Here is a 13,549-nt window from a genome sequence, read left to right as displayed (position 1 = left end):
GCGTGACAGAGTGGAGGCATGAGCTTCCCTGTGACCGACTTCGACGAGCGATATCGCGCGATCAGCGCACGCGACACGCGCTTCGACGGTCAGTTCGTGACCGCCGTGAGCTCCACCGGCATCTACTGCAGGCCGAGCTGCCCCGCGCGCACGCCCAAGCCGCAGAACGTCACCTTCTACCCGACGAGCGCGGCGGCTCACGAGGCAGGCTTCCGCGCCTGCAAGCGCTGTCTCCCCGAGGCGGCCCCAGGCTCTCCCGCGTGGGATCTGCGCAGCGACGTCGCTGCCCGGGCGATGCGTCTCATCGCCTCGGGCGTGATCGAGCGCGAGGGGGTCTCCGGACTCGCCGTGCGTCTCGGATATTCGACGCGGCACCTCACACGGCTGCTCTCGACCGAACTCGGTGCGGGGCCCCTCGCCCTCGCGCGGGCGCATCGGGCTCACACGGCGCGGATGCTGCTCGTCGGCACGGACATGCAGATCTCCGACGTCGCGTTCTCGGCGGGCTTCGCGAGCATCCGCCAGTGCAACGACACGATCCGCGAGGTGTTCGGCCTGACACCGGGCGAGCTCAGAGCCCGTCGGAAGATGCCGGCGTCGGCCGCTCCCGGCGCGATCGACCTCGTTCTCCCGTATCGGGGTCCTTTCGATGCGGCCGGCATCTTCCATTGGATGGCGGCCCGTGCCGTGTCGGGGGTCGAAGAGGCCACGGCCACGTCCTTCTCCCGTCATCTGCGCATGGCGGGCGGGGCGGCGTGGTTCGAGGTGAGTCAGGATGCGACGGAGCGACTGCACCTGCGCGCCCGCGTCGCGCAGCTCGGCGACCTCGCTCCGCTCGTGTCGACCGTGCGACGGATCTTCGATCTCGACGCCGATCCTCTCGCCGTCGATCAGGCGCTGAGCGCGAACCCGGAGCTCGCTCCGCTCGTCGCACGCACTCCCGGCATCCGCGTGCCCGGTTCGGCGGATCCGCATGAGATGCTGATCCGCGCGATGATCGGACAGCAGATCACTGTCATCGCTGCTCGCACCGCCCTGACCGCCCTGACCGAGGCGCTGGGGGAGCGCACGGAGAAGGGGCTGCTGTTCCCCACGATGTCGGCGATCGCCGAGCATGGCGCCGAGGTGCTCCGAGGCCCTGGAGCGCGAATCCGTGCCATCGTCGGGGCGGCATCCGCTCTCGCCGACGGCTCGCTCCCGCTCACGGTCGGAGACGACGGTGTCGAGCAGCGAGCCGCGTTGCTCGCGATGCCGGGCATCGGTCCCTGGACGGCCGACTACGTACGGATGCGCGTGCTCGGCGACCCCGACGTGCTTCTCCCCGGTGACGTCGCGCTGCGTGCCGGTGCTGCGGCCTCGGGACTCCCGGGCGAACCCGGTCCGTTGATCTCCTGGGCGGAGCGCGCAGCGCCGTGGCGCAGCTATCTCAGCGCCCACCTGTGGCGCGCAGCCCCGGCGCGGCCCGTTCGACGGGTGCGCGCGCCCCAGACATCCCCCTTGTGAAGGAGACCTCATGAACGCCATCATCCAGACCATCGACACCCCGGACGGACCGTTCACCATCCTCGCTGACGAGCAGCAGCGAGTGATGGCCTCGGGGTGGACGTCCGATCAGGCGACGATCCTCGCTCGCCTCGCACCCCGAGCGCGACCGGCCCAGGTGCACGAGCGCGAGACCGAGGCGGCAGCCGCGGCGCTGTCGTTCTATGCCGGAGACCTCTCGGCGATCGATGCCGTCGCGGTGAAGCAGACGGGCACGACGCTGCAGCTCGCCGGATGGTCGGCGCTGCGCGAGATCGAGCCGGGGGAGCCGCTGACCTACACCTCGTTCGCGGCGCGCCTCGGCAACCCGCGGGCGGTGCGGGCCGCGGCTTCGATCTGTGCCCGCAATGCTCCGGCGCTGTTCGTGCCCTGCCATCGGGTGCTGCGCTCCGACGGCACGCTCGGTGGATTCGCCTGGGGTCTCGATGTCAAGGCGAGCCTGTTGGAACGCGAAGCCGCGCGGGGGTGAGTCGCACAGTCGTCGACCGGCGCAGAGGTGCTGTCGGGCGTCGTCGAGACCGGAATCCCGCCATGCGATGCCGCCAGAAGAAGAGGACGTCGACGAATCGGGAATCTCTCTTGTGCTCAGCTGGTTCACAGGAATAGGCTGGTGGGCTGTCGCACCGACCGGGACGACATAGCCGAGCCCCTGAGGAGGACACCATGACATCGATCGCCGCTGCGCAGATCGCCGCTCTCGGCTCGACCCCGGTGCGCCCGCTCCGCTAAAGCCTTTCCCACACGTACGACTGCACCGGATGCCGGACTCCGAGAGTCCGTTCCCGCATCCGTCGTCTTCAGTAACCGCATTCCATACGAAACTCGTCTGAGAGACATGTCTTCCTCGCCTTCATCGCAGAACGCCTCCCCGTCGTCCTCCCTTTCCACTCCCGCCGCACTGTGGCGTCTCAAGCCCTTCGTGAGGCCGGTCATCTGGCGGCTCGCGGGCGGCGCGGCCAGTGCGCTCGCGGCCGCGATCATCGCGCTGATGATCCCGATCGTGCTCGAGCAGATCATCCGCGGCCCGGTACAGGCCGGTGCCGTCGACGCCATCGTCTGGGGCGCGCTCGCCGTCTTCGGCCTGGCCCTCGGCGAGGCGCTGATGGTCTGGCTGCGTCGACAGTTCGTGCTCAACCCCGCCACTCAGGTCGAGTACACGATGCGCACCGAGCTGTACTCGCGCCTGCAGACGCTGCCGGTGTCGTTCCACGACCGGTGGCAGTCGGGTCAGCTCCTGAGCCGCATGATGCAGGACATCGGCCTCATCCGCCGGTGGCTCGCCTTCGGCCTCGTGCTGCTCGTCGTCAACATCCTGACGATCGTCATCGGCGCAGTGCTGCTGTTCCGCTGGCACTGGCTGCTCGGCACGATCTTCATCGTCACGGCGATCCCGCTGTGGATCCGTGGATACCTGTTCGAGAAGCGTTACGGCGCGCTCACGCGGCGCAGCCAGGACCAGGCGGGTGACCTCGCCACCAGCGTCGAGGAGAGCGTGCACGGCATCCGCGTGCTCAAGGCCTTCGGTCGTGGCAAGCACGCGCTCAGCCGGTTCAGCCGTCAGGCCGAGACGCTGCGCGAGACCGAGATGAGCAAGGCCGGCGCGATCGCGTCGATCTGGTTCTGGCTCGATCTGATGCCGCAGATCGCGTTCGGCCTCAGTCTGATGTCGGGCATCTTGCTCATCTCGCAGGGCGCGATCGAGCTGCCCGAGCTCTTCGCGTTCTTCGCGATGGCGACGGTGCTCCGCTGGCCGATCGAGTCGATCGGGTTCCTGTTCTCGTTCATGCTCGATGCGCGCACCGCGACCGACCGCGTGTTCGACATCTTCTCCGAGACCAACACGATCACCGACCCCGAGAACCCGGTGCACATCGCCGAGCCGCGCGGTGAGCTCGCGTTCGAGGGAGCGCACTTCCGCTACCAGGACGCGGGAGCGCATGAGCGCGACCTGCTTGACGGCATCGACCTGGTGCTGCGTCCGGGCGAGACCATGGCGCTCGTCGGCCTGACCGGCAGCGGCAAGACGACGCTGACCACCCTGCCGACGCGCCTGTATGACGTCACCGGGGGCCGCGTTACGCTCGACGGTGTCGACGTTCGTGACCTGCCGATCGCCGAGCTGCGCCAGCACATCGCCATGGCGTTCGAGGACGCGACGCTGTTCTCGGCGACCGTGCGCGAGAACGTGCTGCTCGGACGAGCCGACCTCGACGTGCACAGCGACGAGGCCGAGCGCGTCCTGCGCGAGGCTCTCGACGTCGCCCAGGCGGCGTTCGTCGATTCGCTCCCCGACGGCGTCGAGACGATCATCGGCGAGGAGGGGCTCAGCCTGTCGGGCGGTCAGCGTCAGCGTCTGGCTCTCGCGCGTGCCGTCGCCGCCCGGCCGAAGGTGCTCGTCCTCGACGACCCGCTCTCGGCTCTCGATGTCGACACCGAGGCGCTCGTCGAAGAGGCGCTGCGCCACGTGCTGGCAGACACGACCGCCATGATCGTCGCGCACCGCCCGTCGACCGTCGCCCTCGCCGATCGCGTGGCTCTGCTCGAAGCGGGACGAGTCACCGCTGTCGGCACGCACAGCGAGCTGCTCAAGACGAGTCGCCACTACCGGCACGTCATCTCGAGTCTCGAAGCGGAGGAGGCCGCGCGCACCGGCGCGATCCCGATCATCCGCGATCAGGACGAGGAGAGTGACGAGATCGACGCCGTGGTCCGTGAGGGAATCCGCGAGGCCGCCGCCGACGAAGCGATCAGCATCGAGAGGGAGGTGCAGCGATGAGCTCCGCCATCACCGGAACCCAGGACGAAGACCGCTCCCGCTACACCAAGGAGGAGAGCCGGGCGATCCGTCGTCGCTCGCTGCGCCTGCTGGGGTCGCTCGTGCGCCCCCTGAAGCGCCAGATCATCCTCGCCGGGGTGGTGCTGGTGATCTCGACCGCGCTGCAGGTCGCCGGCCCGATCCTGATCAGCATCGGTCTCGACCGGGCCCTGCCGGCGGTGCTCGAGCGCGCCGATTGGATGCCGACGTTCATGATCGGCGGCATCTATCTGCTCGCGGGCGCCGTGGCGGCCGTCATGATCGCCTGGTACGTCATCATCGCGGCGAAGCTCACCCAGGCCGTGCTGCTGGATCTGCGCAAGCGGATCTTCCTGCACACCCAGCGCCTGAGTCTCGAGTTCCACGAGTCGTACACGTCGGGGCGCATCATCTCACGACAGACGAGCGACCTCGACTCGATCAAGGAGCTTCTCGACGGCGGGCTGAACGAGCTCGTCTCGGGTGTGCTCTTCGGTCTCTTCACCTTCATCGCCCTGTGCGTATGGGACTGGCAGTCGGGACTCATCCTGGCGATCGGCGGCGTCCCGCTGTTCTTCCTGATGCGCTGGTTCTACTCGCGCTCGCAGCTCGTCTACCGGGAGTCCCGCGTGATCAGCGCGAAGGTGATCGTGCAGTTCGTCGAGACCATGACGGGCATCCGCGCGGTGAAGGCGTTCCGCAAGGAACCGCGAAACGATGCCGCCTTCCAGAAGATCGCGGGGGAGTACCGCGACGTGAACCGTCGCTCGATGCTGCTGTTCGGCACGTTCGAGCCCGGCCTCATGGGCGTCGCCGCCCTCGTGCTCGGCATCGTCGTGCTCTGGGGCGGTATCCGGGTGTCCGAGGGGGCGCTCACCGTCGGCGTGCTGCTGTCGGCGGTGCTGTACGTCCGCAACTTCTTCGCGCCCATGCAGGAGATCGCGATGTTCCTGAACTCCTACCAATCCGCCACGGCGGCGCTCGAGAAGGTGTCGGGCGTCCTCGAAGAGGTGCCGACGGTGCCCGACCCCGAGAAGCCGGTGGACCTGTGGGAGTCGCGCGGGCACATCGAGTTCGACGGGGTCACCTTCGGGTACAACGGAGAGAAGACGATCCTCCCGAACTTCTCGCTCGACATCCCCGCAGGCCAGACGATCGCGCTGGTCGGAACGACCGGTGCGGGAAAGTCGACTCTGGCGAAGCTCATCTCGAGGTTCTACGATCCTTCGGTCGGCACGGTGACTCTCGACGGCGTGGATCTGCGGAAGCTGCACCCGAAGGATCTCCGGCGCGCGATCGTCATGGTGACGCAGGAGGCGTACCTGTTCAGCGGCACCGTCGCCGACAACATCGCCCTCGGCAAGCCGGATGCGTCGCTCGACGAGATCAGGGCGGCGGCGCGTGCGGTCGGCGCCGACGAGTTCATCTCGTCGCTGCCCGACGGCTACGGCACCGATGTGAACAAGCGCGGTGGCCGCGTGTCGGCGGGTCAGCGTCAGCTGATCTCGTTCGCCCGCGCGTTCCTCGCCGACCCCGCCGTGCTGATCCTCGACGAGGCGACGGCGTCGCTCGACATCCCGTCGGAGCGTCTGATCCAGGATGCTCTGCAGACCCTGCTCAAGGACCGCACGGCGATCATCATCGCGCATCGCCTGTCGACGGTCGCGATCGCCGACCGCGTCCTGGTCATGGAGCACGGCAGGATCATCGAGGACGACATCCCCGAGACGCTGATCAGCGGCACCGGCAAGTTCGCCCAATTGCACGCCGCCTGGCAGGAGACACTCGTCTGATCGAGCGGGAATGCGCAGGGCCGCGGCCACGACCGATCAGCGGTCGTGGCCCCCGTCGTCCGCCGGCGGGCGACGCGCCGACGGCTCTGCCTGGGTAGCATCGACGTATGGATCCGTTGCTGCTCGCCGTGGAGTTGTGGTGGGTCGCGCCCATCGCAGCCGGCGGGGTGGCCGCTGGGGTGGTCGGTCTGCGCCGACGCAGCACGAAGAGCGGTCGCCGACTCGAGTACGATGCGGCTCGTCACGATCTCAAGGTCGCCCGGGCCGCAGCGGTCGAACGACGGACGGCTGTCAAGCTCGCCAGAGCGGATGTCGCTCGCCTCTCCGCCGAGCGCAGTGCGCGTCGGGCGACGCCCGAGCAGGTCGCGGGCGCGAAGCGGATGCTGCGCGCCAAGGAGAACGACGCGAAGGCAGCCTCCGCAGACGTCCGTGCGAAGCAGGTGCGCCTGAACGCCGCGCGCGCGGCGATCCCCGCAGCATCCGCCCCCCGCCCGCTCGACCGGCTGCAGGCTCAGCACGATGCGATCACGGCGCAGTGGATGCGCTACGAGACGGATCCCGCGCTGCAGATCGCGTACCCGGCCATGACCGATGTGAAGCAGCCCGCGACGGCCGCCTACGCCCGCGCGGCCGGCCATGCCGTGGACACACGCCGTGCCGCGACGCACACGCCGAGTGCCGCAACGTATGCCGAGTACCGTGACGCGGTGAGCGATCTCGAGCGCGCTTTCGAAGCAGCGGAGTACGCGGCTCGCGTGCAGGCCGGTGAGGCGCCGTCGGGCGCGAACTGGCAGGGTGCCGCGCATGACCTCATCGCACGGTCGACCGAGGCGATCGACCGTGCGGCGGGCGCCGCGGCATCCGCGTTCGCCGCGTGGAACGAGCGCAAGCGACCGGATCGGCGCTAGCAGCCCTGCACCGGCGCTAGCTGCCCTGCACCGGAGACAGCGGTTCGTGCACCTGCGTCAGGAGGTCCTCTTCGCCGACCTCGTCTGGCGTGTTCAGGTACAGGGTGAAGGCCTTGGTGGCGATCGAGTCGTCGCTGCGCACGCTGAGGCCTTCGGACGCGATTCGCGCGTTGATCAGGTCGTGCGCCGCGCTGATCTGGTCGTACGACCCCCGCACCTCGGCCACGAGGCAGTCACGTGCGGGCAGTTCGATGACCTGCAGCGGGGCATCGACCCGGGTGCCGGCGGCGACCGGTACGAAGATCGAGAGATCGACGTCGTTCTCGGTGTACTCATCGTCGTGCTCGATCACCCCGCAGGGACCGATCAGCGGGATCGAGGCGGAGGCGAGCAGCGGGATCATCTTCTCCCACAGTCGCCCCTCATGCGAGTAGGTCGGCACGACGCCGCGCAGCGTCACGACGGTCATGGCAGGCACCTGGGTGCGGTTCAGTGTGATCGACATGGTGTTCTCTCCGTGATCGAGTAGTCGGGTGATGAGCGATACCCGTCCCTGGGCTGCGCGCTGCTCCTCGACGAGGGTCTCGTGCTGCAGCCGCAGCGCGTGTGTCCAGGCCGGGGTGCCTCGGGCGGCGAGGAGGATGCCGATGGCGGAGACGCCGAACCCGACATCGCGGAGATTGCGGATGTCGGCTGCGTCGATCAGCTGATGTGCGGCGTAGCGCCGGTATCCGCTCGCCGGGTCGATGTCCGCGGGCACCAGGACTCCGTGCGAGTCGTAGTGCCGCAGCATGCGCACCGACAGCCGACTCAGCGAGCTGAATCGGCCGATCGTCATGAGGGTCGTGGTCTCGGCCATGACTCCATGGTCGCGCCTGACACGGTGTCAGAGTCAACACGGTGTCGGAATCGACACCGTGCCAGGCACTCGGAGTTCTCGGATCAGGCCCCGATCGTCCTGGTACGGACGAGGTCGCGGTACCAGTGCCCCGAGTCCTTCACGGTGCGCTCGAGCGTGTCGAAGTCGACCCGCACGATGCCGAATCTCTTGGCGTAGCCGTATCCCCACTCGAAGTTGTCGAGCAGGGACCACACGAAGTAGCCCCGCAGATCGACGCCGCGCTCGATGGCGCGGTGCGCGGCGGTGAAGTGCCGGCGCAGGTAGTCGGTGCGCTCGGGATCGCGCACGGTGCCGTCCTCGGCGACCACGTCATCGAACGCGGCGCCGTTCTCGGTCACCATCAGCGGCTGCGCGGGGAACTGCTCCGACAGCGAGACGAGGAGCTCCTCGAGGCCCTCCGGGGCGATGTTCCACCCCATCGCCGTGTAGGGACCCGGCTGCTCGACGAACTCGACCAGCTGGTCGCTGCCCGGCCACGCTGTGCCGCCGGCGGCCCCCTTGTGGCCGTCGTTCTGCTGCTTCTCCGAGACGCCGTCCCACAGCCGCACGGTCGCGGTGGAGTAGTAGTTGACACCGAGCACGTCGATCGGCTGGTTCACCGTGGCGAGGTCGCCCTCCTGCACGAACGACCAGTCGGTGACCGACGAGGTGTCCTCCAGAAGATCCGCCGGGTACTCGCCGCGCAGCATCGGATGCGTGAAGGCCCTGTTCGCCAGAGCGTCGATGCGCCTCATCGCTTCGGCTGCTCCGTCGCCCTGACCTCGCAACACGTGGAAGTTCAGCGTCACGGAGTAGTCGGGGTCGCCGGTGGAGGTCGCGCGCAGCGCCTGCACCGCTCGCCCGTGGGCGAGGTTCAGGTGGTGCACGGCGGCGAGGGCGGATGCCGGCTCGTGGCGACCGGGAGCGTGACCGCCCTGCCCGTAACCCAGATAGGCCGAGCACCACGGTTCGTTCAGAGTCGTCCAGGTGTGCACGCGGTCGCCGAGCGCCGCACCCATCACCTCGGCGTACCGCTCGAAGGCATCGGTGGTGGTGCGGGATGTCCATCCGCCCGCATCCTCGAGGGACTGCGGCAGATCCCAGTGGTACAGCGTCGCCACCGGGCGGATGCCGCGCTCGAGCAGGCCGTCGACCAGCCGGGAGTAGAAGTCGACACCGGTCCGGTTCACCGTCCCGTCAGCCGCCGGCACGATCCGCGGCCAGGCGATCGAGAACCGATAGGCCTGCAGTCCGAGGTCGCTCATCAGGTCGAGATCCTCCTCGACCCGGTGGTAGTGGTCGCATGCGACGTCTCCGGTGTCGCCGTTCCAGACCTTGCCCGGCGTCCTGCTGAACGTGTCCCAGATCGACGGGGTCCGTCCGTCCTCCGAGGCGGCGCCCTCGATCTGATACGACGCGGTCGCCGACCCGAAGGTGAACCCCTCGGGAAGCAGGAGCCCTGAGCCGCGGTAGTCGTCGGCGGGGGAGAGGCCCGTCATCCGGTCACCTCCGACAGATCGGCTGAGTACGACTTCGCTTCGCCGTCCGGGGCGGTCACGGTCACGGTCGCGGTGCCCGTACCGCCGGGGAAGACGCGCAGGGTCAGACCGTCGTGGTAGTCGTAGTCGGGCTTGTCGGTGCGCGCACCCCAGGGGAGCAGGGTGCCGGGACGCACGTAGAGGGGCAGGGAGTCGAAGCCGTGCACCTCCCGGCGCCACCCGCCGCCGACGACCGTCTCACCCGTGAGGAGCGAGGTCCATTCGCCCTCGGGCAGATAGAACTCGACCGATCCGTCAGGCGAGAACACCGGCGCGACCAGCAGATTCGCCCCAAGCATGTACTGGCGGTCGAGGTAACCGACAGCGGGATCGTCCGGGAATTCCAGCTGCATCGGCCGCATCAGGGGAAGGCCCGTCTGCGACGCCTCGACACCCTGCTGATACAGATACGGCATCAGGCGCATCTTGAGGTGCGTGAAGCGGCGCGTCACCTCGACTGCTTCCTCGTCGAACATCCACGGCACCCGGTACGAGCTCGAACCGTGGAAGCGCGAGTGCGAGCCGAGCAGGCCGAACGCCGTCCACCGCTTGAAGACCCCGGCATCCGGCGTGCCTTCGAAGCCGCCGATGTCATGGCTCCAGAACGCGAATCCGGTGAGCGCGAGCGAGAGACCGCCGCGCAGCGTCTCGGCCATCGAGGTGTAGGTCGAGGTGGAATCGCCGCCCCAGTGCACGGGCATGCTCTGGCCCCCAGCCGTGGCCGAGCGGGCGAACAGCACCGCGTCGTCGGCTCCGCGAGCCTCGGTGAGCACGTCGTGCACGGCACGGTTGTAGAGGTCGGTGTACAGGTTGTGCATCCGTTCGGGATCCGAACGGTCGGCCCACACCACCTCGGTCGGGATGCGCTCGCCGAAGTCGGTCTTGAAGCAGTCGACGCCCTGGGCGATCAGCCGGCGCAGATGCCCCTGATACCAGGCCGTGGCATCCGGGTTCGTGAAGTCGACGAGGCCCATGCCCGCCTGCCACAGGTCCCACTGCCAGACCGAGCCGTCGGCCCGTCGCACGAGGAAGCCCCGGTCGGCCGCCTCACGGAACAGCGGGGAGCGCTGCGCGATGTACGGATTGATCCACACGCAGACGCGCAGGTCCTTCTCGTGCAGTCGCGTCAGCATCCCCTCGGGGTCCGGGAACACCCGCGGATCCCACTCGAAGTCGCACCAGTTGAACTCGCGCATCCAGAAGCAGTCGAAGTGGAAGACCGATACCGGCAACTCGCGCGCGGCCATCTCGTCGATGAACGCGCTGACGGTCTGCTCGTCGTAGTCGGTCGTGAAGCTCGTCGACAGCCACAGCCCGTACGACCACGCGGGCACCACGGGCGGGCGCCCGGTGAGAGCGGTGTAGCGCGAGAGCACGTCCTTGGGCGTCGGCCCCGCGATCACGAAGTACTCGAGGACTTCTCCCGACACCGAGAACTGCACGCGCTCGACGGTCTCTGAGCCGATCTCGTACGAGACGTGGCCGGGGTCGTTCACGAGCACGCCGTACCCGCGGTTCGACAGATGGAACGGGATGCTCTTGTACGCCTGCTCGCTCGAGGTGCCGCCGTCGGCATTCCAGATGTCGACCGACTGGCCGTTCTTCACGAGCGGACCGAAGCGCTCGCCGAGACCGTAGACCAGCTCGCCGACGCCGAGCTCGAGCTGCTCGTGCACGAACGTCGATGCGGTCGGCGCCGTGCCGCCGGCGTGCGAGCCGCCCTGGCGGGCGTTGTCGACGATGCCGGAGTCCACCTGCGCGCCCGGGGCCAGCTGCACGTAGCCCTGCGCCTTGTGGCCGCTGCCGGTCACGCGGCGCCCGTCGACCTCGAACGAGAGGTCCCAGGGCGAGCCGGGGGCGATCCGGGCGACGAGTGCACCCGCGTCGAGCACGCCACCGTCGTCGGAGACCGATGCCGAGGCCGTGCCGGTCGCGCCGCCGGGCAGGCCGAACCCTCCGTGCCAGCGCGCGCCCTCGTGGTGCGCGATACGCACCCGGATGACGCCCTCGGCCGGCGACGTCAGCGTGGTCGTCAGCACCGGGCGATTGAGGGTGTCGCCGCGGGATGTGATCGTCTTGGTCGGCGCCGTGATGACGATGCCCTGTCCGTCGGGGGTGTCGCTGGTCGCGGCGATGTCGTGGGCCTCCTGCGCGTACAGGGCGGTGACGCCCGGACGCAGTTGCCAGAATCCGTCGGTGAACTTCATTACTTGACTGCTCCTGCCGTGATGCCGCGCGTGAGTGTGCGCTGGAAGATGAGGAAGAAGATGAGCGTGGGGATGATGCCCAGGAGCGCGGAGGCGCTCGTGGTGGTGACGTCCATCAGACGATCGCCCTGCAGCACGCTGATCGCGACGGGGACCGTCTGGTTGGCGTTCGAGGCGAGGAACGTCAGCGGGATGAGGAACTCGTTCCATGTCCAGATGAAGAAGAAGATGAGCAGCACCGACAGGGTCGGCCGACTGATCGGGAACACCACTCGCCAGAGGATCTGCCAGCGGCTCGCTCCGTCGAGCGACGCCGCCTCGAGCACCTCCTTCGGGAACGTGCCGTAGACCGACGACAGCAGGTAGGTCCCGAAGGCGGCCTGGATCACGGTGAAGACGATGATGACCGACCACACGTTGTCATAGAGGCCGACGGATTTGAACATGTAGTAGAGCGGGTAGAGCAGCGCCTCCTGCGGGAGCAGGTTCGCCAGCAGGAACAGCAGCACGATCCAGCTGCGGCCGCGCACACGTCCGATGCCGATCGCGAAGGCATTGAGCATCGAGATGCCCACCGCGAGAACCGAGACGATCCCGGCGATGAAGATCGAGTTCCAGACCTTCTCGGGGAAGTTCACGCGTTCCCAGAACTTGATGATGCCGCCGAAGTCGAGCTGCTCGGGGAAGGCGAGCGGACCCGAGGTCGCGTAGTCGACCGGCGACTTGAACGAGTTCACGAGCACCAGGTAGAACGGGGCGATCACTAGCAGCGCGCCGATGACGACGAGCGCGAGCATCAGCCAGTCGACGGGCCGCTTCTTCGTCATACCGCCGCGTGGGCGGGACTTCGACGGCTTACCGGTGACGATGGCGGTGGTGGCGTGCATCACAGACCCGCCCTTTCCTTGCGTTCGAGCGAGTTCTGGACGCGGATGAAGATGATCGAGACGATGACCACGACGATCGTCAGGACGGTCGCGATCGTCGCGCCGTAGCCGACGTTCCGCTTCGTGAAGAACTCCTGATAGGCGTAGTACGCGGGAACCAGGGTGGAGCCGGCGGGGCCGCCGCGCGTGATGATGTAGACCGGGCCGAAGACCTTCAGCGCAGCGATCGTGCAGGTCAGCGTGACGACGAAGATCTCCGGGCGGATGATGCTCATGGTGATCGCCGAGAAGCGCTGGAACCAGTTGGCTCCGTCGAGCTCGGCCGCCTCGTACAACTCGGGGTCGACCCGCTGCAGAGCCGCCATGAAGACGACGACCGGATAGCCGAGCTGCACCCAGACCATCACGACCATCAGGACGATCAGTGCCGAGGGCATCTGCCCGAGCCAGTCGTAGGCCGGGATGCCGAACGCGCCGAGGATCTGGTTCAGTGCGCCGTCACCGCCCGGCCGCACGATCCAGCCGATCACGATGCCGGCGACGGCGATCGGGAGGATCTGGGGAAGGTAGTAGGTCGCTCGCAGGAAGCTGCCCACCTTGCCGCCGAACTTGCGTCCGACGACGTCGAAGAGCAGAGCGGCGACCATGAGGCCGACGATCGTGGGGACCACGACCATGGCGATGATCATCCACACGGAGTTGGTGAACGACGTCCAGAAGTCGCCGTCGGTGAGGATCTTCTGCCAGTTCTCGAGTCCGATGAACTCCGGAGTGCGCACGCCCTTCCACTTCTGGAACGTGAGGTACACGTTCCAGACGAGCGGGACGATGACGACGACGAGCAGGAGCACGAAGCCCGGAAGCAGGTACATCCAGTAGGCACCGGTTCCTCCGCTGCGCTGCGGGATCGACGGCTCTTCGGGCGGCAGCTTCGTGCGGCCCTCACGGCGGGTGGCGAGTGACATGTTCATCTCCAGGGGGATGCGGGGGCGACGCCGTT

Annotated in this window: 10 protein-coding genes; 5 read left to right on the top strand and 5 right to left on the bottom strand. The window is 68.0% G+C overall.

All coding sequences use genetic code 11. The features are described 5' to 3' along the window. The first annotated feature begins 18 nt into the window (after positions 1-18). The 5 genes from IXW21_RS12220 to IXW21_RS12200 all read left to right on the top strand — a co-directional run bounded on the left by IXW21_RS12220 (position 19) and on the right by IXW21_RS12200 (position 7,037). On the top strand, positions 19-1,503 hold the full coding sequence (locus tag IXW21_RS12220) for a DNA-3-methyladenine glycosylase 2 family protein (protein ID WP_194764538.1): 1,485 nt from the start codon (positions 19-21) through the stop codon (positions 1,501-1,503). Between the two features lie 10 nt (positions 1,504-1,513). Beyond that, entirely contained in the window at positions 1,514-2,011 is a 498-nt protein-coding gene (locus IXW21_RS12215; protein WP_194764537.1) for a methylated-DNA--[protein]-cysteine S-methyltransferase, read from the top strand. Between the two features lie 366 nt (positions 2,012-2,377). After that, the gene (locus tag IXW21_RS12210) at positions 2,378-4,318 is read left to right on the top strand and encodes an ABC transporter ATP-binding protein (RefSeq protein WP_194764536.1); all 1,941 of its coding nucleotides are present in this window, start codon (positions 2,378-2,380) and stop codon (positions 4,316-4,318) included. Then, a complete protein-coding gene (locus tag IXW21_RS12205; protein ID WP_194764535.1) occupies positions 4,315-6,129 on the top strand; it encodes an ABC transporter ATP-binding protein in 1,815 nt (604 codons plus the stop codon). Before IXW21_RS12210 ends, IXW21_RS12205 begins: the two co-directional genes overlap by 4 nt. 107 nt (positions 6,130-6,236) lie before the next feature. Then, positions 6,237-7,037 (top strand): hypothetical protein, encoded by an 801-nt coding sequence (locus IXW21_RS12200; protein ID WP_194764534.1) that lies wholly within the window; start codon positions 6,237-6,239, stop codon positions 7,035-7,037. A gap of 16 nt (positions 7,038-7,053) precedes the next feature. On the opposite strand, the gene IXW21_RS12195 is transcribed toward IXW21_RS12200, so the two are convergent. The 5 genes from IXW21_RS12195 to IXW21_RS12175 form a co-directional block, all read right to left on the bottom strand. Further along, positions 7,054-7,896, bottom strand: a complete 843-nt coding sequence (locus tag IXW21_RS12195) for a MerR family transcriptional regulator (protein ID WP_194764533.1) — start codon at positions 7,894-7,896, stop codon at positions 7,054-7,056. An 83-nt stretch (positions 7,897-7,979) separates the two neighbouring features. After that, positions 7,980-9,416, bottom strand: coding sequence for a GH1 family beta-glucosidase (locus IXW21_RS12190; RefSeq protein WP_194764532.1), 1,437 nt, complete (start codon positions 9,414-9,416; stop codon positions 7,980-7,982). Then, a complete protein-coding gene (gene yicI, locus IXW21_RS12185; RefSeq protein WP_194764531.1) occupies positions 9,413-11,662 on the bottom strand; it encodes an alpha-xylosidase in 2,250 nt (749 codons plus the stop codon). Before yicI ends, IXW21_RS12190 begins: the two co-directional genes overlap by 4 nt. Further along, a complete protein-coding gene (locus IXW21_RS12180; protein WP_228528490.1) occupies positions 11,662-12,549 on the bottom strand; it encodes a carbohydrate ABC transporter permease in 888 nt (295 codons plus the stop codon). Before IXW21_RS12180 ends, yicI begins: the two co-directional genes overlap by 1 nt. Next, positions 12,549-13,514 (bottom strand): carbohydrate ABC transporter permease, encoded by a 966-nt coding sequence (locus tag IXW21_RS12175; RefSeq protein ID WP_194764530.1) that lies wholly within the window; start codon positions 13,512-13,514, stop codon positions 12,549-12,551. The genes IXW21_RS12180 and IXW21_RS12175 overlap by 1 nt, the downstream gene beginning before the upstream one ends. Positions 13,515-13,549 lie beyond the last annotated feature (35 nt).

It is taken from the genome of Microbacterium sp. UFMG61 (assembly GCF_015354505.1).
Taxonomy (GTDB): domain Bacteria; phylum Actinomycetota; class Actinomycetes; order Actinomycetales; family Microbacteriaceae; genus Microbacterium.
Note: the sequence above shows the minus strand (reverse complement) of the source record. Positions and strands in the feature narration are given on the sequence as shown.

Excerpts from the sequence above, each read along its gene's own strand:
- IXW21_RS12220 (WP_194764538.1), top strand. The coding sequence starts at position 19 with ATGAGCTTCCCTGTGACCGACTTCGACGAGCGATATCGCGCGATCAGC.
- IXW21_RS12215 (WP_194764537.1), top strand. The coding sequence starts at position 1,514 with ATGAACGCCATCATCCAGACCATCGACACCCCGGACGGACCGTTCACC.
- IXW21_RS12210 (WP_194764536.1), top strand. The coding sequence starts at position 2,378 with ATGTCTTCCTCGCCTTCATCGCAGAACGCCTCCCCGTCGTCCTCCCTT.
- IXW21_RS12205 (WP_194764535.1), top strand. The coding sequence starts at position 4,315 with ATGAGCTCCGCCATCACCGGAACCCAGGACGAAGACCGCTCCCGCTAC.
- IXW21_RS12200 (WP_194764534.1), top strand. The coding sequence starts at position 6,237 with ATGGATCCGTTGCTGCTCGCCGTGGAGTTGTGGTGGGTCGCGCCCATC.
- IXW21_RS12195 (WP_194764533.1), bottom strand. The coding sequence starts at position 7,896 with ATGGCCGAGACCACGACCCTCATGACGATCGGCCGATTCAGCTCGCTG.
- IXW21_RS12190 (WP_194764532.1), bottom strand. The coding sequence starts at position 9,416 with ATGACGGGCCTCTCCCCCGCCGACGACTACCGCGGCTCAGGGCTCCTG.
- yicI (WP_194764531.1), bottom strand. The coding sequence starts at position 11,662 with ATGAAGTTCACCGACGGATTCTGGCAACTGCGTCCGGGCGTCACCGCC.
- IXW21_RS12180 (WP_228528490.1), bottom strand. The coding sequence starts at position 12,549 with ATGCACGCCACCACCGCCATCGTCACCGGTAAGCCGTCGAAGTCCCGC.
- IXW21_RS12175 (WP_194764530.1), bottom strand. The coding sequence starts at position 13,514 with ATGTCACTCGCCACCCGCCGTGAGGGCCGCACGAAGCTGCCGCCCGAA.